The sequence below is a fragment of the Lacisediminihabitans sp. genome (assembly GCF_043726815.1).
Taxonomy (GTDB): domain Bacteria; phylum Actinomycetota; class Actinomycetes; order Actinomycetales; family Microbacteriaceae; genus Lacisediminihabitans.
In genome coordinates this window covers 1-17,218 of sequence record NZ_JAYSJZ010000059.1, presented here as the reverse complement: position 1 = coordinate 17,218, position 17,218 = coordinate 1, and the positions used below count along the sequence as shown (strand labels likewise).

24 protein-coding genes, 2 tRNA genes and 1 pseudogene are annotated in these 17,218 nt (G+C 68.1%); 13 read left to right on the top strand and 14 right to left on the bottom strand.

Annotation, left to right across the window (positions count from 1 at the left end):
- Positions 1 to 208: 208 nt before the first annotated feature.
- The 7 genes from ACHZD8_RS08280 to ACHZD8_RS08250 all read right to left on the bottom strand — a co-directional run bounded on the left by ACHZD8_RS08280 (position 209) and on the right by ACHZD8_RS08250 (position 3,926).
- Positions 209 to 559 (bottom strand): metallopeptidase family protein, encoded by a 351-nt coding sequence (locus tag ACHZD8_RS08280; protein WP_394769748.1) that lies wholly within the window; start codon positions 557 to 559, stop codon positions 209 to 211.
- Positions 559 to 1,038, bottom strand: a complete 480-nt coding sequence (locus ACHZD8_RS08275) for a DUF2017 domain-containing protein (RefSeq protein WP_394769747.1) — start codon at positions 1,036 to 1,038, stop codon at positions 559 to 561. The genes ACHZD8_RS08280 and ACHZD8_RS08275 overlap by 1 nt, the downstream gene beginning before the upstream one ends.
- Positions 1,035 to 1,340 (bottom strand): ATP-dependent Clp protease adapter ClpS, encoded by a 306-nt coding sequence (gene clpS, locus ACHZD8_RS08270; RefSeq protein WP_394769745.1) that lies wholly within the window; start codon positions 1,338 to 1,340, stop codon positions 1,035 to 1,037. The genes ACHZD8_RS08275 and clpS overlap by 4 nt, the downstream gene beginning before the upstream one ends.
- An 86-nt stretch (positions 1,341 to 1,426) precedes the next feature.
- A tRNA-His gene (locus ACHZD8_RS08265) sits at positions 1,427 to 1,502 on the bottom strand.
- 67 nt (positions 1,503 to 1,569) lie between these two features.
- Positions 1,570 to 2,193 (bottom strand): oligoribonuclease, encoded by a 624-nt coding sequence (gene orn / locus ACHZD8_RS08260; RefSeq protein ID WP_394769744.1) that lies wholly within the window; start codon positions 2,191 to 2,193, stop codon positions 1,570 to 1,572.
- Positions 2,194 to 2,250: 57 nt separating this feature from the next.
- Positions 2,251 to 3,489: an MFS transporter gene (locus ACHZD8_RS08255; RefSeq protein WP_394769742.1), complete on the bottom strand. Its 1,239-nt coding sequence runs from the start codon at positions 3,487 to 3,489 to the stop codon at positions 2,251 to 2,253.
- Positions 3,489 to 3,926, bottom strand: coding sequence for a MarR family winged helix-turn-helix transcriptional regulator (locus ACHZD8_RS08250; protein ID WP_394769741.1), 438 nt, complete (start codon positions 3,924 to 3,926; stop codon positions 3,489 to 3,491). Before ACHZD8_RS08250 ends, ACHZD8_RS08255 begins: the two co-directional genes overlap by 1 nt.
- A 105-nt stretch (positions 3,927 to 4,031) precedes the next feature.
- Here ACHZD8_RS08250 and ACHZD8_RS08245 point away from each other — a divergent pair, with 105 nt between their 5' ends.
- The 4 genes from ACHZD8_RS08245 (at position 4,032) to ACHZD8_RS08230 (ending at position 5,524) form a co-directional block, all read left to right on the top strand.
- Positions 4,032 to 4,310 (top strand): oligoribonuclease, encoded by a 279-nt coding sequence (locus ACHZD8_RS08245; protein WP_147785125.1) that lies wholly within the window; start codon positions 4,032 to 4,034, stop codon positions 4,308 to 4,310.
- A 35-nt stretch (positions 4,311 to 4,345) separates the two neighbouring features.
- Positions 4,346 to 4,606, top strand: coding sequence for a thioredoxin family protein (locus ACHZD8_RS08240; RefSeq protein WP_394769740.1), 261 nt, complete (start codon positions 4,346 to 4,348; stop codon positions 4,604 to 4,606).
- 27 nt (positions 4,607 to 4,633) lie between these two features.
- Positions 4,634 to 4,706: transfer RNA gene (locus ACHZD8_RS08235), tRNA-Arg, on the top strand.
- A 155-nt stretch (positions 4,707 to 4,861) separates the two neighbouring features.
- On the top strand, positions 4,862 to 5,524 hold the full coding sequence (locus tag ACHZD8_RS08230; RefSeq protein WP_394769739.1) for a hypothetical protein: 663 nt from the start codon (positions 4,862 to 4,864) through the stop codon (positions 5,522 to 5,524).
- A 21-nt stretch (positions 5,525 to 5,545) separates the two neighbouring features.
- On the opposite strand, the gene ACHZD8_RS08225 is transcribed toward ACHZD8_RS08230, so the two are convergent.
- The 3 genes from ACHZD8_RS08225 to mgrA form a co-directional block, all read right to left on the bottom strand.
- Positions 5,546 to 6,688 carry a hypothetical protein gene (locus ACHZD8_RS08225; RefSeq protein WP_394769738.1) on the bottom strand — a complete coding sequence of 381 codons (1,143 nt, stop codon included), beginning with the start codon at positions 6,686 to 6,688 and terminating at the stop codon, positions 5,546 to 5,548.
- Positions 6,689 to 6,792: 104 nt separating this feature from the next.
- Positions 6,793 to 7,041 (bottom strand): hypothetical protein, encoded by a 249-nt coding sequence (locus tag ACHZD8_RS08220; RefSeq protein ID WP_394769737.1) that lies wholly within the window; start codon positions 7,039 to 7,041, stop codon positions 6,793 to 6,795.
- Positions 7,042 to 7,125: 84 nt separating this feature from the next.
- Positions 7,126 to 8,133: an L-glyceraldehyde 3-phosphate reductase gene (gene mgrA, locus ACHZD8_RS08215; protein WP_394769736.1), complete on the bottom strand. Its 1,008-nt coding sequence runs from the start codon at positions 8,131 to 8,133 to the stop codon at positions 7,126 to 7,128.
- 110 nt (positions 8,134 to 8,243) lie between these two features.
- Between mgrA and msrA the strand changes: the two genes are divergently transcribed.
- The 6 genes from msrA to ACHZD8_RS08185 all read left to right on the top strand — a co-directional run bounded on the left by msrA (position 8,244) and on the right by ACHZD8_RS08185 (position 12,562).
- Complete coding sequence (gene msrA, locus ACHZD8_RS08210) at positions 8,244 to 8,771, top strand: peptide-methionine (S)-S-oxide reductase MsrA (protein ID WP_394769735.1); 528 nt, start codon at positions 8,244 to 8,246, stop codon at positions 8,769 to 8,771.
- A 45-nt stretch (positions 8,772 to 8,816) separates the two neighbouring features.
- Positions 8,817 to 9,065: a methyltransferase gene (locus tag ACHZD8_RS08205; RefSeq protein WP_394769734.1), complete on the top strand. Its 249-nt coding sequence runs from the start codon at positions 8,817 to 8,819 to the stop codon at positions 9,063 to 9,065.
- An 88-nt stretch (positions 9,066 to 9,153) separates the two neighbouring features.
- Positions 9,154 to 9,690 (top strand): single-stranded DNA-binding protein, encoded by a 537-nt coding sequence (locus ACHZD8_RS08200; RefSeq protein ID WP_394769733.1) that lies wholly within the window; start codon positions 9,154 to 9,156, stop codon positions 9,688 to 9,690.
- 262 nt (positions 9,691 to 9,952) lie between these two features.
- Entirely contained in the window at positions 9,953 to 10,333 is a 381-nt protein-coding gene (locus ACHZD8_RS08195; RefSeq protein WP_394769732.1) for a DUF6993 domain-containing protein, read from the top strand.
- A gap of 58 nt (positions 10,334 to 10,391) precedes the next feature.
- Entirely contained in the window at positions 10,392 to 12,074 is a 1,683-nt protein-coding gene (gene ettA / locus ACHZD8_RS08190; protein WP_394769731.1) for an energy-dependent translational throttle protein EttA, read from the top strand.
- 2 nt (positions 12,075 to 12,076) lie between these two features.
- On the top strand, positions 12,077 to 12,562 hold the full coding sequence (locus tag ACHZD8_RS08185) for an acyl-CoA thioesterase (RefSeq protein WP_394769729.1): 486 nt from the start codon (positions 12,077 to 12,079) through the stop codon (positions 12,560 to 12,562).
- Between the two features lie 34 nt (positions 12,563 to 12,596).
- Here ACHZD8_RS08185 and ACHZD8_RS08180 read toward each other — a convergent pair whose 3' ends face one another.
- Together ACHZD8_RS08180 and ACHZD8_RS08175 are read right to left on the bottom strand one after the other, a co-directional pair.
- On the bottom strand, positions 12,597 to 13,103 hold the full coding sequence (locus ACHZD8_RS08180; protein WP_394769727.1) for a hypothetical protein: 507 nt from the start codon (positions 13,101 to 13,103) through the stop codon (positions 12,597 to 12,599).
- Positions 13,103 to 13,660, bottom strand: coding sequence for a Rieske (2Fe-2S) protein (locus ACHZD8_RS08175; RefSeq protein WP_394769726.1), 558 nt, complete (start codon positions 13,658 to 13,660; stop codon positions 13,103 to 13,105). Before ACHZD8_RS08175 ends, ACHZD8_RS08180 begins: the two co-directional genes overlap by 1 nt.
- 188 nt (positions 13,661 to 13,848) lie before the next feature.
- Between ACHZD8_RS08175 and ACHZD8_RS08170 the strand changes: the two genes are divergently transcribed.
- Positions 13,849 to 14,355 (top strand): sigma-70 family RNA polymerase sigma factor, encoded by a 507-nt coding sequence (locus tag ACHZD8_RS08170; RefSeq protein ID WP_394769725.1) that lies wholly within the window; start codon positions 13,849 to 13,851, stop codon positions 14,353 to 14,355.
- The gene (locus ACHZD8_RS08165; RefSeq protein WP_394769724.1) at positions 14,352 to 15,056 is read left to right on the top strand and encodes an anti-sigma factor family protein; all 705 of its coding nucleotides are present in this window, start codon (positions 14,352 to 14,354) and stop codon (positions 15,054 to 15,056) included. The genes ACHZD8_RS08170 and ACHZD8_RS08165 overlap by 4 nt, the downstream gene beginning before the upstream one ends.
- Before the next feature lie 5 nt (positions 15,057 to 15,061).
- Here the strand turns inward: ACHZD8_RS08165 and ACHZD8_RS08160 are convergent, their stop codons facing one another.
- Positions 15,062 to 15,907 carry an aldo/keto reductase gene (locus ACHZD8_RS08160; protein WP_394769723.1) on the bottom strand — a complete coding sequence of 282 codons (846 nt, stop codon included), beginning with the start codon at positions 15,905 to 15,907 and terminating at the stop codon, positions 15,062 to 15,064.
- Positions 15,908 to 16,013: 106 nt separating this feature from the next.
- Positions 16,014 to 16,883, bottom strand: coding sequence for an acyl-CoA thioesterase (locus tag ACHZD8_RS08155; RefSeq protein ID WP_394769722.1), 870 nt, complete (start codon positions 16,881 to 16,883; stop codon positions 16,014 to 16,016).
- A 69-nt stretch (positions 16,884 to 16,952) separates the two neighbouring features.
- On the opposite strand from ACHZD8_RS08155, the pseudogene ACHZD8_RS08150 reads away from it, so the two are divergent.
- Positions 16,953 to 17,218, top strand: a pseudogene (locus tag ACHZD8_RS08150) (hypothetical protein); the annotation flags it as partial.

Sequence of the window (17,218 nt, the reverse complement as noted above, 5' to 3'; positions counted from 1 at the left end):
CACAAGCTGTCCTGCACAAGCTGTCCTGCACAAGCTGTCCTGCACAAGCTGTCCTGCACAAGCTGTCCTGCACAAGCTGTCCTGCACAACCAGAGTCTGCAGGGTACGCACCCCCTGGGCCCCGTCCTGCAGAACACGGCCCGACCGACGGGGGCGGTACCGCCAGAGGGCCAACGACGGCCACACGCGAGCGTCTCTAACGGTTCACCTAACCCCAGCCCAGGTCGTGCAGCTCGTCGTCGTCGATGCCGTAGAAGTGCGCGATCTCGTGCACGAGGGTCACGTGGATCTGGTCCCTGAGCTCGTCGAGGTCCGCGGAGACGGAGAGCAACGGCTCGCGGAACAGCACTATCCGATCGGGCAGTTCGCCGAATCCGTAGTTGCCCCGTTCGGTCAGGGCCACGCCCTCGTAGAGCCCCAGCAGGTCGAGGGAGCCGTCCTCCGGCCGCGACTCGGTCACGAACACGACGTTCTCGAGGCCGTCCACCATGTCGTCGGGCAGGAGGTCGAGCTCGGCGATCACGAGCCTTTCGAACTCGTCGGGGGTGAGGGCCTCCATCAGTCGCTGACCGCCGCGACCAGAGATTCCTGCACGAAGCCGAGCCAGTCGTAGACGTCGAGGAGCAGCGGATCGCCGGCCGGCTCCGCCTCATCGTCGTCGATGCCGAGCCGGGCGGCGATCGTGAGACGGATGTCGGTGAGCGCCCGCAGCCAGGCCTGCGCCGCCTGCTGGTCGAGAGTCACCGTCGTCGCGGAGCGGGCGTGCACCGCTCCCTCGAGGGAGCGGACCACGGCGGTCGCGTTGGCGACTTTGCGGGCGGCGAGATCGTCGGCGGTAAAGCGCCGGAACTCGGCCGACGCCTCCTCGTCGTCCGGGTAGGCATCGGGCAGCAGGCGCAGCACGGCCGGGTCGCTCTCGTACTCCGCGCGATCCGCCACGAGCGCCGCGACCTGGCCGGCCATGGTGGCCAGCGCGTCGGCCTCGGCCGGCTCGAACTTGGCCGAGACCGCCTCGCCCACCCGTCTGAAGGCCTTCATGCGTCATCCGCCTTCGCGAGCGTGGCCCACAGTCCGAAGTCGTGCATGGCCTCCACGTGCCGCTCCATCTCCTCGCGACCGCCCGTCGCCACCACCGCGCGCCCGTCGTTGTGCACCTGCAGCATCCGTCGCTCGGCCTCAGCCTTGCTGAAGCCGAAATAGCTGCGGAACACATAGCTGACGTAGCTCATGAGGTTGACCGGGTCGTTCCAGACGATCGTCACCCAGGGCGTGTCGAGCACGGTCGACTCCACGATCTCGGGCACCTCCACGAGATCCGGCCGTTCGAGCACATCGGTCATGATTCAACCCTCACACACCAGACGACACCGGAGATGACGAAGGGCCTCGCTTTCGCGAGGCCCTTCGTCGCTGCTCTCTGCAGCATTGGGGTGACCGACGGGGCTCGAACCCGCGACATCCGGCTCCACAAGCCAGCGCTCTACCAACTGAGCTACGACCACCATGCGCGCCGACCACGATGATTCATGACCGACACAACTCCACTAGCTTATTACAGCTTGCGAGCGGTTAGTGCAGATGCGGGAGGAATTTCTCCACCACGGAGCTGGAAATGGTCTGCACTTCCTCCGTCGTCGGCCCCGGATCGGTCACGAACGCCGCCTTGCGGTAGTAGTCGAGCTCGCGAATCGACTCGAGGATGTCGGCGAGGGCGCGGTGTCCGCCGTTCTTGGCCGGGGAGTTGAAGTAGATGCGCGGAAACCACCGGCGGGAGAGTTCCTTGATCGACGACACGTCCACGTTGCGGTAGTGCAGGTGACGGTCCACTCGCGGCATGTACTTGGCGAGGAACGTGCGGTCGGTGCCGATCGTGTTGCCGGCGAGGGGCGCGTGCTGCTCGGCCGGCACGAACTTGAGGATGTACTCGAGAACCGCGTACTCCGCGTCGGCCAGGCTCACGCCATCCGGGATCAACTCGATGAGGCCGGATTCGGTGTGCATGTTGCGCACGAAGTCGTTCATGTTGTCGAGGGCCGCATGGTCGGGCTTGATCACGATGTCGAACCCCGGATCGATGAGGTTGAGGTCGAAATCGGTGATGACCACCGCCACCTCGACGAGTTCGTCGATTTCAACGTCGAGTCCCGTCATTTCGCAATCGATCCAGACGAGGCGGTCGGAGGAGGGAGACATCCCAGAATTCTATCGGTGCGCGGGAGTGTGCGGAGGCGGATGCCCGGGGGCTGCGCGCTAGGCGAGCTCGCCCGCGGTGATCGCCTCGGCTTCGACGACGAGTTCCTCGGCACCCGAGTTCACCCTGGCCAGCTGCTTCACTCCGACGAGCACGATGATCGCCGCGATGAGCACGGACCCGCCGGCCACGTAATACGGCATCGCCGGAAAGAAGGCCGCGGCGAGCAGGGTCGCGAGCGGGGGAGCCGCCGCCCCACCGAGGAACCGCACGCCGGAGTAGGCCGACGACGCCACCGAGCGCGGCAGGTCCGTGGCCTCCATGACCGACTCCGTGAGCACGGTGTTGAGCACGCCGAGCAGCATCCCTCCGATGATCACGCACAGGATGAGCCCCAGCTGCGAGTCGATGAACACGCCGGCGCCCACGAGGTCGAGGGTGAGCAGCGGCAGAACGGTGACGAGCACGGTGGTGCGCCGCAGCCGCGCGGTGAGCAGCGGAGCGATCCAGACCGAGGTCACCGCCACCGAGAGCCCCCAGCCGAAGAAGACGAGGCCGAGGCCGATCGCCTGCATGTGCAGGGGGAACGGCGTGTAGGCCAGCAGCACGAAGAAGCCGATGTTGTAGAAGAGCGCCGCGGCGGCGAGGATGGCGATCGCCGGGTTGGCGAGGGCGCGGAACGGGGCAGACAGCCGGGTCGGAACCCGCGCCGCGCGGTCCTCCTTGCCGAGGAGCACCGAGATCGCGATGAAGGCGACCGCCATGAGCACCGCGGTGCCGAAGAACGGGCCGCGCCAGCTGACGGTGCCGAGCAGGCCACCGAGCAGGGGCCCTATCGCGATGCCGAGCCCGAGGGCGGCCTCGTAGAGGATGATCGCCGATGACGTGCCGCCGCTCGCCGCACCGACGATGGTCGCGAGGGCGGTCGAGATGAAGAGCGCGTTGCCGAGCCCCCAGCCCGCCCGGAAGGCGATGACATCCTCGACGCTGCCGCTCAGGGCCGCGGCGAGGGCGAACAGCACGATCAGGGCGAGCCCGATCATCAGGGTGCGCTTCGCACCGATCCGGCTGGACAGCCAGCTCGTGAAGAACATCGCGATGCCGGTGATCAGCAGGTAGCTCGTGAACAGCAGTTCGGTCTGGGTCGGGGTGGCCGACAGCTCCTTGGCGATGGCCGGGAGGATCGGGTCGACCAGGCCGATGCCCATGAACGCCACGACGCTCGCAAAACCGACCGCCCAGACCTCCTTGGGCTGTTTGAGGATGCTCGTGCCGTGGGTCTTGTCGTGCCCGGTCATCAGGCCACCTTCCGTGTCGTGCTCGTGTGAACCTGGAGAATGGCGACAGCCTTCTCGAGGATGGTCGTTTCGTCGTCCGTGAGGTCGGAGAAGACGGGGGAGAGGGCCTCGGCGAGTTCGCGCCGCCAGTTCTCCAGGGCGGTCGTGCCCTTGGGGGTGATCGCGATGAGCCAGGCCCGGGAGTCGTCCACGTCCGCGATGCGGTACACCAGCTCCTCCTCGGCGAGGTGCTGCACGAGCTTGGTCATCGTCGGCTGGGTCACCCGGCTCGCCCTGGCGAGGTCGCCCACTCGCAGCGAGCCGTCGGTGGTGAGGATCGAGAGCGTGCGCCACACCGCGGCGGGCGTCGTGCTCCCGGTGAGCTGGGCGGCGACCCGGGTGAGGCGGTGGGCGGAGACGATGAGATCTTCGAGAAGTCGTGAAGGTTCGGTAGGCATTCGACAAGTATATAGTAAAACTATATAGCTAGGCTATATAAACCAGAATCGCCGGGATTCTGCGCGCCGATCGCATCCCCCATCGGAGCGTGGTAGTAATGCAGCATGACTGACGCACTCCCCACGCTCGCCCACGGCGACGAATACATCGTTCTCTACAAGGGCGGCCCCAACGACGGCCAGGTCGACAAGCGCATCAGCACCGACGGGAGCTTCGACGACGAGATCACCGTGCTCACCGCGGTGGACGGCAAGGAGACGCTGCTCGACTACACCCGTTCCAGCTGGACCGAGGTCGGTGGCCAGTACCACGTCGTCTATGACTTCGACCTTGCAGACAGCGAGCCGGTCGAGGCTCCCGAAGACCGCGGCGGACGCCAGTAGGGAATCAGCCGGGCGCCGCCCGCGTTGGACCGATCGTGCAACTCATCTTCTTCGCGTCGTCGTTTTGTGAACCGTGCATGCAGACGCGGGCCGTGCTGGACCAGGCCTCGAAGCTCGTGCCGGCGCTCAAGATCGCCGAGTTGGATGTCGCGAGAGACACCGCGGAGGCCGAAAAGGCCGGCGTACGCTCCACCCCCACGGTGATCGTTCTGGACGGCGACGACGCCGAGGTGTTTCGCGCGGAGGGTGTGCCCACGCTCAACCAGGTGCTCGTGGCCCTGGCAAAGGCCGTCTGACGCGCCTGCGGTAAAGTTGACTCGCCCGCCTCCGTAGCTCAGGGGATAGAGCAGGAGCCTTCTAATCTCTTGGTCGCAGGTTCGAATCCTGCCGGGGGCACCCATCCACCAGCGGCGCACGGCCGAGTGGCCCCACTGCCCGTGACGTGCAGTGCCGTGAGGTACGGCGCTGTGACCTTCGACCCTGGCGCGCGGCACCGTTTCGGCGCATCCTGACACTCTCGGCGCGGGCCGGGCACGGAGGGAGGCGGCACGATGTCGATCGCGCAGGCAGACCTCAGCGCCGACACCAGCCAGCCGCCCCTCCGGTTCAAGCGTCGCTGGATCCTCTTCGTCACCGTCGGGGAGGCCATCGGCTTCCTCGTGCCGGCCGCGACGGGCGCCCTCACCGCCGGTCCTTCGCTTGAGCGCTGGCAGGTGCCCCTGCTCATCCTGGCCGGCATCGGCGAGGGGGCGCTCCTCGGCACGGCCCAGGCGCTCGCGGGGCGGCGATTCCGTCGTCCGCCGCCGCTGGGGGGCTGGATCGGAGCCACCGCGCTCGGGGCGGCGATCGCCTGGTCGTGCGGCCTCGGCATCTCGGCCATCGCCCAGTCCGCCGCGCCGGTCGCCGCGGTGATCCTCGCTGCCGTCGTGCTCGGGCTGGCGGGGCTCGCGGCCATGCCCACCCTGCAGTACCTCACGATCAGGCGCACCATTCCCGGGTCCGCCCTCTGGATCCCGGTGAACGCCGGGGTCTGGGTGGTGGGCATCGGGTGGACTTTTCTGCCGTCCCCGTTCATCGACGAGTCGACGCCGATGCAGGGACTGATCGTGGCCTACGCCCTCGCCGGGTTGTTCATGGCGACGACCGTGGCCACCCTCACGGCGCCTCTGGCCAGGAGACTCTTCGCGACAGTCGAGGCACCGACGGCCGACTGAGCTGCCGAGGCCCTCTGCGGGCTAGTTGTGCTGGTGGTGCTCGTGGTCCTGGCGATGGTGACCGTCATGACCGTCGTGGTGGTCGTGGTCGTTCCTGTCGTCGGGGGCGAACACCGAGGCCTCGCTCACATCACGGGGTTCCTCCGGCGCGGGCTCCACAAGCTCGGGGAGCTCCTCGTGCTGCTCGTCGTCGTCCACGACGATCTCCTCGAGGTGCTCGGTCTGCGCCGGCTGGTGAGGTTCCGGTTCGACGATCTCGTGTTCGACGGTCTCCGACTCCGCTGCGTCGGGCTCTGCCGCGGCGGGAGTCGGCTCCGGGGTGCGGGCGACAGCCGATGCGGCGTTGGTCGGCCCGGCGTTGGTCGGCCCGGCGTTGCTCGGGGCGTCGCTGCTCGGCCCGGCGGGCGTCGGCTCGCTGGCGACCGGCTTCTTCTCGGGTTCCGCCGGCGCCACGGGCACGGCGGCGGGCCGCGAGAATCGGGACTGGGCGAAGGGCTTGGCGACCGGGGCAGCGGCGGCGGCCGGGGGAGTGGCCGCGGGGGTAGCGGCGGCTGCCACGGTCGGGGCGGCGATCGCGGCGGCGGACACCGTGTCCGCCGGGCCGGTCTTCGCCACCTGCGCGGCCGCCCAGGCCTGCTGGTTGTGCACCAACTCCTGCTCGCTCAGGGAAGAATCGTAGGCCCAGGAGTCGAGGTCGTTCTTGAACAGTCTCTTCGCGCGGCTGGGCCTGGCCTGCCACTCGATCAGGCGGTCGCGGAAGACGAGCAGGGACTGCTCCGCCTGGAAGCTGAACGACACGGCGTTGCGCTTCATGCTGATGATCTCGTGGCTCGCCCAGTCGGCGGCCAGGGCGGTGCCGGGCACCGGGAGCAGGCGGAGTCGGATGTCGGCGTCGCCGATGAGGTGGTCGATGTGCTGCTGCTCGGGCGCGGGCAGGGTGTTCCACACCGCGGCCTTGCGTGCGGCGCTGATCAGCGCGGTCACCGCGGACGCCTTCACCTCGCGGTCGCTCAGCGCGATGACGCGCTTCGCGGAGCCGCGCCCGATCGCCGCCGCCACGATTCCCGCAATGAGGATCGCGAGGAACGGGATGACGGCGCTCGAAATTATGCGCGCCCCATCGTCAGAAGAGAGCCACCCTAGGAAGTCATTCCACCACTGCATGCCCACACACTAACCCGACGCGTGCGGCGCGCGGCAGTGCGGTGAGGGCGAGTCTGAAACTCAGTCCGGCTCACTGGCGGGCGCGCCGCGCCCGCCAGTGGGCGTCAACTCGTGCGAAAACACTCGATCGCGTCATCCATGCTCCAGAACTCGCCCATCACCATGAAGCGGCGCTGGTGGGGCATGAACCTCTTCGCCCGAAAGCGCAGCCCGTCGCGAACCCGGAATTGTTCGATGTAGCCGAGCACGTCACCCTGCGGGCGGGTGACCCGCCAGAGCTCGTCGTGCAGCTGCACGAGGGTGATTCCCGGTCGGACGAGGGGGAGTTCCCCCACAAAGGCGAGAGTGGTCATGTGCGATCCTCGAGTAGTGGCCGGCCCCGGCTGTCAATGTGGGATCAGGCTAAGGGCCGCCACCGACATTCGCCGGCGTCACCGCTACCGGATGCCGGTGCCGTGTACCGCGAGCGGTTCGATCGCGGCGATCTCCTCCTGGCTGAGGGGGGCGCTTTCGAGTGCGGCGATGTTGTTCTCGAGCTGGGCCACGCTCGAGGCGCCGATCAGCGCCGAGGTCACCTGCGGGTGGCGCAGCACCCAGCTGAGGGCGAGTTGGGCGAGACTCTGGCCGCGGGCGGCGGCGATCTCGTTGAGGGCGCGGGCACGGTCGAGGTAGGTCTCGTTGATGTTGTCCGAGGTGATCCAGCGGCCCTCGGCGGCGCGCGAGTCGGCTGGGATGCCCGCGAGGTAGCGGTCGGTGAGCATGCCCTGGGCGAGCGGGGAGAAGACGATGCTGCCCATGCCGAGGTCGTCCAGCACCGGCAGCAGTCCCTCGGTCTCGATGTGACGGTCGAACATGTTGAAGCGCGGCTGGTGGATGAGCAGCGGGATCTTGTGCTCGGCGAGCGCCCGGTGTGCGGCGATGGTCTGCTCGGTGTCGTAGTTCGAGATGCCGGCGTAGAGGGCCCGGCCGGAGGTGACGGCGGTGGCGAGCGCGCCCATGGTCTCCTCAATCGGGGTGTCGGGATCCGGTCGGTGCGAGTAGAAGACGTCGACGTAGTCGAGACCCATCCGTCCGAGGCTCTGATCGAGGGAGGCGAGCATGTACTTGCGCGATCCCCACTCGCCGTATGGGCCGTCCCACATGTCGTAGCCGGCCTTGGTGGAGATGATGAGTTCATCGCGGTGCTGGCGGAAGTCGTCCGCGAAGATGCGGCCGAAGTTGGTCTCGGCGCTTCCCGCGGGCGGACCGTAGTTGTTCGCCAGGTCGAAGTGCGTGACGCCGAGGTCGAACGCGCGGTGCAGGATCGCACGCTGCGTCTCGATCGGGCGGTCGAATCCGAAGTTGTTCCAGAGCCCGAGCGACACCGCCGGGAGTTTGAGGCCGCTTCGCCCCACCCGCTTGTACTCGATGGATTCGTACCGGTCGGTCTCAGCAACGTAGGTCATCACACAAGCCTAGGGCGGGCCCGCCGCGGGGAATGACGTGCCCCCAACGGGGGTTGGGATTGGCGGCGGATGATCCGCCCCTTTACAGGCGGAGAAAGTAGGCTTTCAGCATGCAAACATTCGTTCTCGCCGGCGGCTGTTTCTGGTGTCTCGATGCGGTGTACCGCACTCTCCGTGGTGTGAGCGACGTCGTCTCCGGGTACACAGGAGGCAGCACAGTGAACCCGAGCTATGACGACGTCTGCACGGGTCAGACCGGTCACGCCGAGGCGGTCGCCGTGACGTTCGACCCCGAGGTGATCCCGGCGAACGTGATTCTCGACGTGTTCTTCTCGCTGCATGACCCGCGGCAGCTCAACCGGCAGGGCCACGATGTGGGAACCCAGTACCGGTCGGCGATGTTCTACGCGGATGACGAGCAGAAGGCGGCCTTCGAGACGGCCCGCGAGCGGGCGAGCGAATACTGGGACGGCGGTCTCGTCACCACCATCGAACCGCTCGGTACCTGGTACGAGGCGGAGTCCTACCACCAGGACTTCTTCGCGAAGAACCCCGGCCAGGGATACTGCATGGCCGTGGCCGTGCCTAAGGTGAACAAGATCCGCAAGAGTTATGCGGAATACGTCCTGGCCTCCTAGGGCCGGGCAGTCTCTGGCAACTGCCAGCGTAAGGAAGGGAGCTCAATGATGAGCACTGGAACAACGAACGAGACAACCACGCGCGCCGACAGGACGCTGACCGGCAAGACCTGGGTGGCCTTCGGGCCCGCCGGGGCCGTCGGTTCGATCCACGGCACTGAGGGTGGATACACCTTCAAGCTGATTGCGGATACCGACTTCCGCGGCGAATACCCGACCCTCGAGGTGGCGAAGAGCGCGCTCCATGCGAGCCTGCTTCCCGGTGCCGAGTGGCCGGAGTTTCGCGAGCACTAGTCCGTAACCTGTGCGACCGAGCCGGTCGTGTCCCCACTTGGGACGCGGCCGGCCCGTCGGCCGCGCAGGAATCGGCACACTGGCTCGCATGACAGACACGATCACTCTCACCGGCCTTGTGGCCACGACTCCCCGGCACCTCGTCACCACCGAGGGCCTCTCGATCACGAGCTTCCGGCTCGCCTCCACCCAGCGTCGTTTCGATCGATCCCGCGACCGCTGGGTCGACGGGGACACCAACTGGTACACCATCACGTGTTTCAGGCAACTCGCCGTCAACGTGTCGGGTTCCGTGCTCAAGGGCGACCGGGTCGTCGTGACCGGGCGGCTGCGCATCCGCGACTGGACGAGCGGCGAGAAGGCGGGTACGAACATCGAGGTCGACGCCGACGCGGTGGGCCACGATCTCACCTGGGGCACGACCACCTTCAGCCGGAGCATCAGTTCGACGATGGTCGAGAAGGTGGATGGCTTCCCCCAGCAGCCGGGTGGCGTGGCCGATTCGGGCGGCGTGGCGGCGTCCAGCGACGCCACGGAGCCGCACGAATCAGACGACGGTGACGGCCCGGTACGGTTCCTCGAGCCGGACAGTGAGTCGCTGGAAAGCGCGGCGGTGCCGTTCTAGCCCGCTGGCGCCAGGGGCACGCGGGCCGTCTGGTCGCGCGCCGCGTCGCCCTAGACTCGATCGGACCGGGCGAAACTCGCGCCAGCGGGAGTGTCCACGCCGGACGAAAGGGTCGCACGCAATGGGGACTTCTCGGCGGTTCGGCGGCGCGGCGGCAGCGGTCAGCGTTCTGCTGCTGGTGGCGTTACTCGCCGGATGTGCTCCGGCGCCGGGCCCCAGCGCGGGGACAAGCGCTGGGACGGGCGCAGGGACGAGCGCTGGCATGGGATCGGGCACCACGGTGCCCTCCGGGCGAGCCCCAGAACCGGCACCCACACCGTCGATGGTGGCCGGTGGTTCGGCCGCCGAGAACAAGGCCTACTTCGACCAGGTCGGCAAGACACTGTTCGCGTCCGCGGCATCCGCGAACGGCAAGACCATCATCGACACCCTCGTGGCGGCAGGATTCGACAAGGCGGCAATGCAGGTCACGCCGGACACCACCTCCAACCGGGGTGCCGTCGACTCGATCCTGTTCTCGGTGAGGCTGGGCGGCCAGTGTCTGCTCGGCCAGCGCGGACCGGATGGCTTCAGCAGTGCCGTTGAACCGGCGCTCGCCGACGGCAGTTGCCTGGTCGGCAAGACCCGGCCCATCGACTGGTGACCGCGGGATTCGCCCGGTCGGTCAGGTCGCGCACACGAGCGCAACTAAACTTGTCGCCATGGCCGAATTCATTTACTCGATGGTCCGCGCCCGCAAAGCGGTCGGTGACAAGCTCATTCTCGACGATGTCACGATGTCGTTCTTCCCCGGCGCCAAGATCGGCGTCGTCGGGCCGAACGGTGCTGGCAAGTCCACAATCCTCAAGATCATGGCCGGCCTCGATACCCCGAGCAATGGTGAAGCCAGGCTGAGCCCCGGCTACAGCGTCGGAATCCTCATGCAGGAGCCCGAACTCGACGAGACCAAGACCGTGCTCGAAAACGTGCAGGAAGGCGTCGGCCCGATCAAGGCCAAGGTCGACCGGTTCAACGAGGTCTCCCTCGCCATGGCCGATCCCGATGCCGACTTCGACGCCCTGATGACCGAGATGGGCACGCTCCAGGAGGCAATCGACGCCGCCGACGCCTGGGATCTCGACTCCCAGCTCGAACAGGCGATGGATGCCCTGCGCACGCCGCCGGGGGACGCCACCGTCGCGAACCTCTCCGGTGGCGAGAAGCGCCGGGTGGCGCTCACGAAGCTCCTCCTCCAGAAGCCGGACCTGCTGCTCCTCGACGAGCCTACCAACCACCTCGACGCCGAGAGCGTGCTCTGGCTCGAGCAGCACCTTGCCCAGTACCACGGCGCCGTGCTCGCCGTCACTCACGATCGGTACTTCCTCGACCACGTGGCCGAGTGGATCGCCGAGGTGGACCGCGGCCACCTGTATCCATACGAGGGCAACTACTCCACCTACCTCGAGAAGAAGGGCGCGCGGCTCGAGGTCCAGGGCAAGAAGGACGCCAAGCTGGCGAAGCGGCTGTCCAGCGAACTCGACTGGGTGCGCAGCAACGCCAAGGGCCGCCAGGTCAAGTCCAAGGCCAGGCTCGCGCGCTACGAGGAGATGGTGACCGAGGCCGAGAAGACGCGCAAGCTCGATTTCGAGGAGCTCGTGATTCCGGTCGGCCCGCGTCTCGGCGCCCAGGTGATCGACGCGAAGGGCCTCGAGAAGGGATTCGACGGCCGCGTGCTGATCAACGGGCTGAGCTTCACGCTGCCGCGCAACGGCATCGTCGGCGTCATCGGCCCGAACGGCGTGGGCAAGACCACGCTGTTCAAGACCATCACCGGCATCGAGCCGCTCGACGGCGGAGACCTCCGCATCGGAGACACTGTCGACATCTCCTACGTCGACCAGGACCGCGGCGGCATCGACCCGACCAAGACCCTGTGGGAGGTGGTGTCGGATGGCCAGGACTACATCCAGGTCGGCAAGACCGAGATCCCGTCCCGCGGCTACGTGTCCCAGTTCGGCTTCAAGGGGCCAGACCAGCAGAAGAAGGCCGGCATCCTCTCCGGTGGAGAGCGCAACCGCCTGAACCTCGCGCTCACTCTCAAGCAGGGCGGCAACCTGCTGCTCCTCGACGAACCGACGAACGACCTGGACGTGGAGACGCTCGGAAGCCTCGAGAACGCGCTGCTCGAGTTCCCCGGTTGCGCGGTGGTCATCACCCACGATCGGTGGTTCCTCGACCGCATCGCCACCCACATCCTCTCCTACGAGGGAACCGAGGAGAACCCCGGATACTGGCACTGGTTCGAGGGAAACTTCGAGGCCTACGAGGAGAACAAGATCGAGCGACTCGGCCCGGACGCGGCCAAGCCGCACCGGTCGGCGTACCGCAAGCTCACCAGGGGCTGACCGTGACGCGGCTGCACGTGCCGATCGGCCTGCGCTGGTCGGACTTCGATGCCTATGCGCACGTCAACAACGCCGAGATGTTCCGCCTGCTCGAGGAGGCGCGCATCCAGGCGTTCTGGCGCCCCGACCACGGCCACGAGAGCGGGGACGAACCCCTCGGCACGGCAATTCTCGACGCGCGCCCCGGCGCGAAGGTCATCGCGCTCATCGCCCGGCAGGAGATCGAGTATCTGCTGCCGATCCCGTACATGCGGCAGCCGCTCGACGTGGAGCTGTGGATCGGACGGATCGGCGGCGCGAGCCTCGAACTCTGCTACGAGATCTACTCTCCGGCCGGGGTGACCCCGCGGGTGCTCTACGTGCGCGCCGCGACGACCCTCGTGACGGTGGAGGTGGCGAGCGGCAGGCCATTGCGCCTGGACGACGAGCAGCGCGCGGCGTGGGAGCCGTACCTGGAGCCGCCGGTCCAGTTCGGCAACCGCCACTGACGGCAACCGGGCCTTGACCGCGGCCGATGGCGACCTAGCGGGGGTTCGGGGTGAATGACCCCGTCCAGATCGCGCGGGCGCCGGATTCGCCGATCTGCACCACCGTGACGATCGATCCCGCGGCGAGCACGAGCACCGCGACGGCGAGCGCGACCGTGATGGCGAGCCTCAGGGCGCGGTGCGCCACGAGACGGCGGTACCGGCCGTCCCCCTCCGAGAAGTAGCGGAACCAGGCCCACTGGGCCGTCGCCACCACGAAGGTGGCGAACGCCCACGGCAGCAGCGACTTTCCGATGGCGGCGTGAGCCTGGATGAGAGGGGTGTTCGCAACCCGGGCGAGCAGCCACTCGCCGGCCTCGGTCGTCACCGGCACCGAGACGAGCGCGGCGAGGGCGATCAGCGGGGTGACAATCCCGAGTCGGCGGCGCGCGGCCGGCCAGGCCGCGGTGAGCACCGTGCACAAGGCGGCGAGGGGCACGACGATGACCACGAAGTGGACCAGCAGCACGTGCAGCGGCAGCCCGGCGAATTGCCAGTCCACTAGGCCGTGACCACCGAGTCACCGGAGATCTTCACGGCGATCTTGGGCAGCGGGGAGGGCGCAGGCCCGCCGAGCACCGCGCCGGTGGTGGTGTCGAACTTCGAGCCGTGGCACGGGCAGTCGAATTCCCTCGGCGCGGCGTTGACACGGCAGCCCAGATGGGTGCAATAGGCGCTGAAGCACAGCACCTCGCCCGCGGTGGGCTGGGAGAGGACCAGCGCCTGGCCGGCGACCGTCGCCATGGCCGTGCCCCCGACCGGGATGTCCGCGAGCTTGGCCACGGCCGTGCCGGCGGGGATCTTCTTGCCGCCAGAGCCGCCCGCACCGCCCGAGCCGCCCGCACCGCCAGCGCCGCCAGCCGCTCCGCCGGACCCCCCGGTGGCGCCGCCCGGGCTGCAGGCGGCGAGCACGAGGGCGCCCGCACCCATCACCGTCACGCCCCCCGCGATGAGCGCGGCCCGGCGCGATGTCGTGCGGCGGATCGGGGTGAGTCGCTCGGCTGGCGTGCGGTGAGCCGAGGCCGGATGGTCTGGAGTGGTCTGTTCGCGGTCGGTCAAGGTGATCCTCCGGGCGTCTGGGGCGAGCGGCGTGTGGGCGAGCAGCGTGTGTTGCGCGGAGGCCCTGGTCGGAGGCCCCCCGAAAAGCATGTCATTGGTACCAACGAGCGCACGACGCATCGGGTTCAATTCTGCTGGGAATGAACCGAGACTGCTGCGGCTACGTTGTAATCAGTGGAGGTAGTCCATTGCCGGATGAGCAGGCCGAGTTGCTGCGTGCGCTGCACGATGAGCACGCCCCTGCCCTCTGGCGGTACGTGGTCTGGCTGACCGGGGACCGGCATTTCGCGGAAGACGTGGTGCAGGAGACTCTCGTGCGGGCCTGGAGCCATCCCGAGGTGCTCGAACGGGGCGGCGGCTCGTCGCGCGCCTGGCTCTACACGGTGGCCCGCAACATCGTGATCGACGATCGCCGCAGCGCCCACGCGAGGCACGAACACTCTACCGACAGCCTGCCCGAGCGCCCGGTCGACGACGGTACGGATGCCCTGCTCGACGCCTGGCTCGTCTCGGACGCGCTCGCCCAGCTCACCCCCGACCACCGGCTGGTCGTGGTGCACGCCTACTACCAGGGGGAATCGACGGCGGAGATCTCGCACGCCCTCGGCATACCGGAGGGAACCGTGAAGTCGCGCCTGCACTACGCGCTGCGGGCGCTGCGTCTCGCCCTCCAGGAGCGCGGGGTGACCCAGTGAACCCCGCCGACCCGTACGCCGAGTGGGACGCCGCCTACGTGCTCGGCGCCCTCTCGCCCGTGGAGCGGCTCGAGTTCGAGCGGCACCTCTCGACGTGCGACGCGTGCGCGGCCGGTGTCGCGGAACTCGCGGGACTGCCGGGGCTGCTCGCGAAGGTGCCGGCCGCCGACCTGGAGACCGTTGCCCCGGTCGAGGATTCGGTGCCGCCGACCCTCCTGCCGAGGCTCGTGCGTTCGGCCACCCGTCGGCGCCGTCGTTCGCGGGGGCTGGTGGCCGGAGCGATAGTGGCGACCGCTGCCGCCGCCGCGGCCGTCGCCCTCGCCATCCCGCTCGCCTTCGCGCCGCCGGCACCGACGCCGACGCTCGCCGCGAGCGGCGCACGGGTCTCGCTGAGCCAGGTGGTCCCCACCAGCCTGAGCGCGAGCGCGCTGCTCGTGGGGGAGAGCTGGGGTACCCGCATCGACATGCGGTGCAGTTACGCGGCGCCGGCATCCGCCACCGCCCCGGGCTACGGAGTCGCCCGGCAGTACGAGATGTTCGTGACGGATGCCAGCGGAAACGTCTCGCAGGTCGCTACCTGGAGCGCGGCGCCGGGCAGCACCGTCGAACCGTCCGGAACGACGAGCCTGCGGCCGAGCGAGATCGCCGCGGTGGACGTTCGCTCGGCCGACGGGCGCGTGCTGCTGGCCGGCAGGCCCTGAGCGGGCTAGTTGATCTCTGCCGGGTCTCCGCCCACGCGACGGTTCTCGTCGAGGGCGTCGATGGCCGCCATCTCGTGCGCGTCGAGCTCGAATCCCAGGATGTCGAGGTTCTGCGCCATCCGGTCGCGCGAGTTCGACTTCGGGATCACGATGTTGCCGGTCTGCAGGTGCCACCGCAGCACGACCTGGGCGGGCTGCACCGCGTGGGCCGTCGCGGCTGCCTGGATCGGGCCCATGCCGAACAGGTCGTACTTGCCCTGGCCGAGGGGGCCCCATGCCTCGGTATGGATGCCGTGGGTGGCTTGGAACGCCCGGAGCTCGCGCTGCTGGAAGATCGGGTGCAGTTCGACCTGGTTCACCGCCGGCACGATGTCGGTCTCGGCGAGCAGCGTCTCGAGGTGCGGAACGAGGAAGTTGCTGACGCCGATCGACCGGGCGCGGCCGTCCGCGAAGAAGGTCTCGAAGGTGCGCCAGGTGTCGACGAAGAAGCCGTTGGCGGGCATCGGCCAGTGGATCAGGTACAGGTCGAGGTAGTCGAGCTCGAGCATCTCGAGGCTGCGGGAGAATGCGCCCTCCACGTCGCGCGCCTTGTGGTGGTCGTTGCGGAGCTTCGTGGTGAGGAAGATCTCGTCGCGCGGAATGCCCGACGCCCTGATCGCAGCGCCGACCTCGGTCTCGTTGTTGTAGCCGGTGGCGGTGTCGATCTGGCGGTAACCAACCGCCAGGGCGTCCTCGACCACGCGCTGGGTGTCCGCCGGATCGACGAGAAACACCCCGAAGCCCACCTGGGGGATGGTCCGTCCGGAGTTGAGGGCGATCTGGGGCACCGAATTGGTCGTGGTATTAGTCATGCTTCCAACGTAGGACGCATCGTCCCTGCGGTCCAACAACTGAAATCGCACAGATTCAGCGTCGGCGCTGCTGAATCTCCGGGCGGGCGATTCGGGAGCGGGCGATTCAGGAGCGCGGGACGCGCACCATGCCCTCTTGCGCGACGCTCGCGAGCAGCACGCCGTCGCGCGTGTAGATGCGACCCTGCGACAGGCCCCGGCCGCCGGTCGCGTTCGGGGACTCCTGCACGTAGAGCATCCACTCGTCCACCCGTCCGAACCGGTGGAACCACATCGCGTGGTCGAGGCTCGCGGCCTTGAGCCCCGGCGTGGTCCAGGCGATGCCGTGCCGGCGGAAGATCGGCTCCAGGATCGAGTAGTCGCTCGCGTAGGCGAGGGCCGCACGGTGAAGGTTCTCGTCGTCGGGGAGCGTACCCACCGCCTTGAGCCACACGGCCTGGTGGGCCACGTGGGGGCCCTCCACCGAGAGGTAGATCGGGGACGGCACGTGCCGCATGTCGAACGGGCGCTCGTTGGCCCACACCTTCGCCACGGGGTGCTCGAGGCCGGAGAGAGACTCGGCGGCCGAGGGCAGGTCCTCCGGGCCCGGAAGGTCCTTCGGCATCTCGATCTGGTGGTCGAAGCCCTCGTCGGCGACCTGGAACGACGCGATCATCGAGAGGATGGGCAGGCCCTCCTGGTAGGCCTGGGTGCGCCGGGTGGAGAACGAGCGGCCGTCGTGGATGCGCTCGACCGAGAACGTGATGGGCAGATTGATGTCGCCGGGCCGCAGGAAATATCCGTGCAGCGAGTGGATGATGCGGTCCTCCGCGATGGTGCGCTGGGCGGCGACGAGCGACTGCGCGAGCACCTGGCCGCCGAACACTCGGCCGAGGGCCGACCACTGGCTCTCTCCGATGAAGATGTCTTCACTCGTTCGAGCGTGCGTATCGATGAGATTGAGTGCCGAGAGGAGGTCGATGAGCGGGTCGGTCATGGTGTTCTCCCGTGGTCCGGCGGTCGCGGGGCAGCGAGAACCCCGGCGCTCCTATAGTTTAGAGACCAGATGAGCCAGACTTTTTCCCTTGTTGACTCCCTCTCCCTCGGCGACCTGCAGGTATTCCTCAGTCGTGCCCAGCGTGTTGAGGACGGTTCCGTGCGCCTGATTGCAGGCTCAGGAGTGCTCGCGGTCTACGTCGCGGTGCTCGTGCCCGCCGGGCTTCTGGATGAGAGCCCGACGGTGCTCGGGCTGCGCACCTTCGCGCTGGCTGCAGCGGATGATTCGGGCGCAGACTCCTTCGATGTGGTCGTGCCGGTTCGTTCGTTGCTCGA

Excerpts from the sequence above, each read along its gene's own strand:
- ACHZD8_RS08280 (WP_394769748.1), bottom strand. The coding sequence starts at position 559 with ATGGAGGCCCTCACCCCCGACGAGTTCGAAAGGCTCGTGATCGCCGAG.
- orn (WP_394769744.1), bottom strand. The coding sequence starts at position 2,193 with ATGTCTCCCTCCTCCGACCGCCTCGTCTGGATCGATTGCGAAATGACG.
- ACHZD8_RS08205 (WP_394769734.1), top strand. The coding sequence starts at position 8,817 with ATGATGAGCACTGGAACAACGAACGAGACAACCACGCGCGCCGACAGG.
- ACHZD8_RS08250 (WP_394769741.1), bottom strand. The coding sequence starts at position 3,926 with ATGCCTACCGAACCTTCACGACTTCTCGAAGATCTCATCGTCTCCGCC.
- ACHZD8_RS08220 (WP_394769737.1), bottom strand. The coding sequence starts at position 7,041 with ATGACCACTCTCGCCTTTGTGGGGGAACTCCCCCTCGTCCGACCGGGA.
- ACHZD8_RS08255 (WP_394769742.1), bottom strand. The coding sequence starts at position 3,489 with ATGACCGGGCACGACAAGACCCACGGCACGAGCATCCTCAAACAGCCC.
- ACHZD8_RS08155 (WP_394769722.1), bottom strand. The coding sequence starts at position 16,883 with ATGACCGACCCGCTCATCGACCTCCTCTCGGCACTCAATCTCATCGAT.
- msrA (WP_394769735.1), top strand. The coding sequence starts at position 8,244 with ATGCAAACATTCGTTCTCGCCGGCGGCTGTTTCTGGTGTCTCGATGCG.
- ACHZD8_RS08160 (WP_394769723.1), bottom strand. The coding sequence starts at position 15,907 with ATGACTAATACCACGACCAATTCGGTGCCCCAGATCGCCCTCAACTCC.
- ACHZD8_RS08230 (WP_394769739.1), top strand. The coding sequence starts at position 4,862 with ATGTCGATCGCGCAGGCAGACCTCAGCGCCGACACCAGCCAGCCGCCC.
- mgrA (WP_394769736.1), bottom strand. The coding sequence starts at position 8,133 with ATGACCTACGTTGCTGAGACCGACCGGTACGAATCCATCGAGTACAAG.
- ACHZD8_RS08275 (WP_394769747.1), bottom strand. The coding sequence starts at position 1,038 with ATGAAGGCCTTCAGACGGGTGGGCGAGGCGGTCTCGGCCAAGTTCGAG.
- ettA (WP_394769731.1), top strand. The coding sequence starts at position 10,392 with ATGGCCGAATTCATTTACTCGATGGTCCGCGCCCGCAAAGCGGTCGGT.
- ACHZD8_RS08245 (WP_147785125.1), top strand. The coding sequence starts at position 4,032 with ATGACTGACGCACTCCCCACGCTCGCCCACGGCGACGAATACATCGTT.
- ACHZD8_RS08225 (WP_394769738.1), bottom strand. The coding sequence starts at position 6,688 with ATGCAGTGGTGGAATGACTTCCTAGGGTGGCTCTCTTCTGACGATGGG.
- clpS (WP_394769745.1), bottom strand. The coding sequence starts at position 1,340 with ATGACCGATGTGCTCGAACGGCCGGATCTCGTGGAGGTGCCCGAGATC.
- ACHZD8_RS08200 (WP_394769733.1), top strand. The coding sequence starts at position 9,154 with ATGACAGACACGATCACTCTCACCGGCCTTGTGGCCACGACTCCCCGG.
- ACHZD8_RS08195 (WP_394769732.1), top strand. The coding sequence starts at position 9,953 with ATGGGATCGGGCACCACGGTGCCCTCCGGGCGAGCCCCAGAACCGGCA.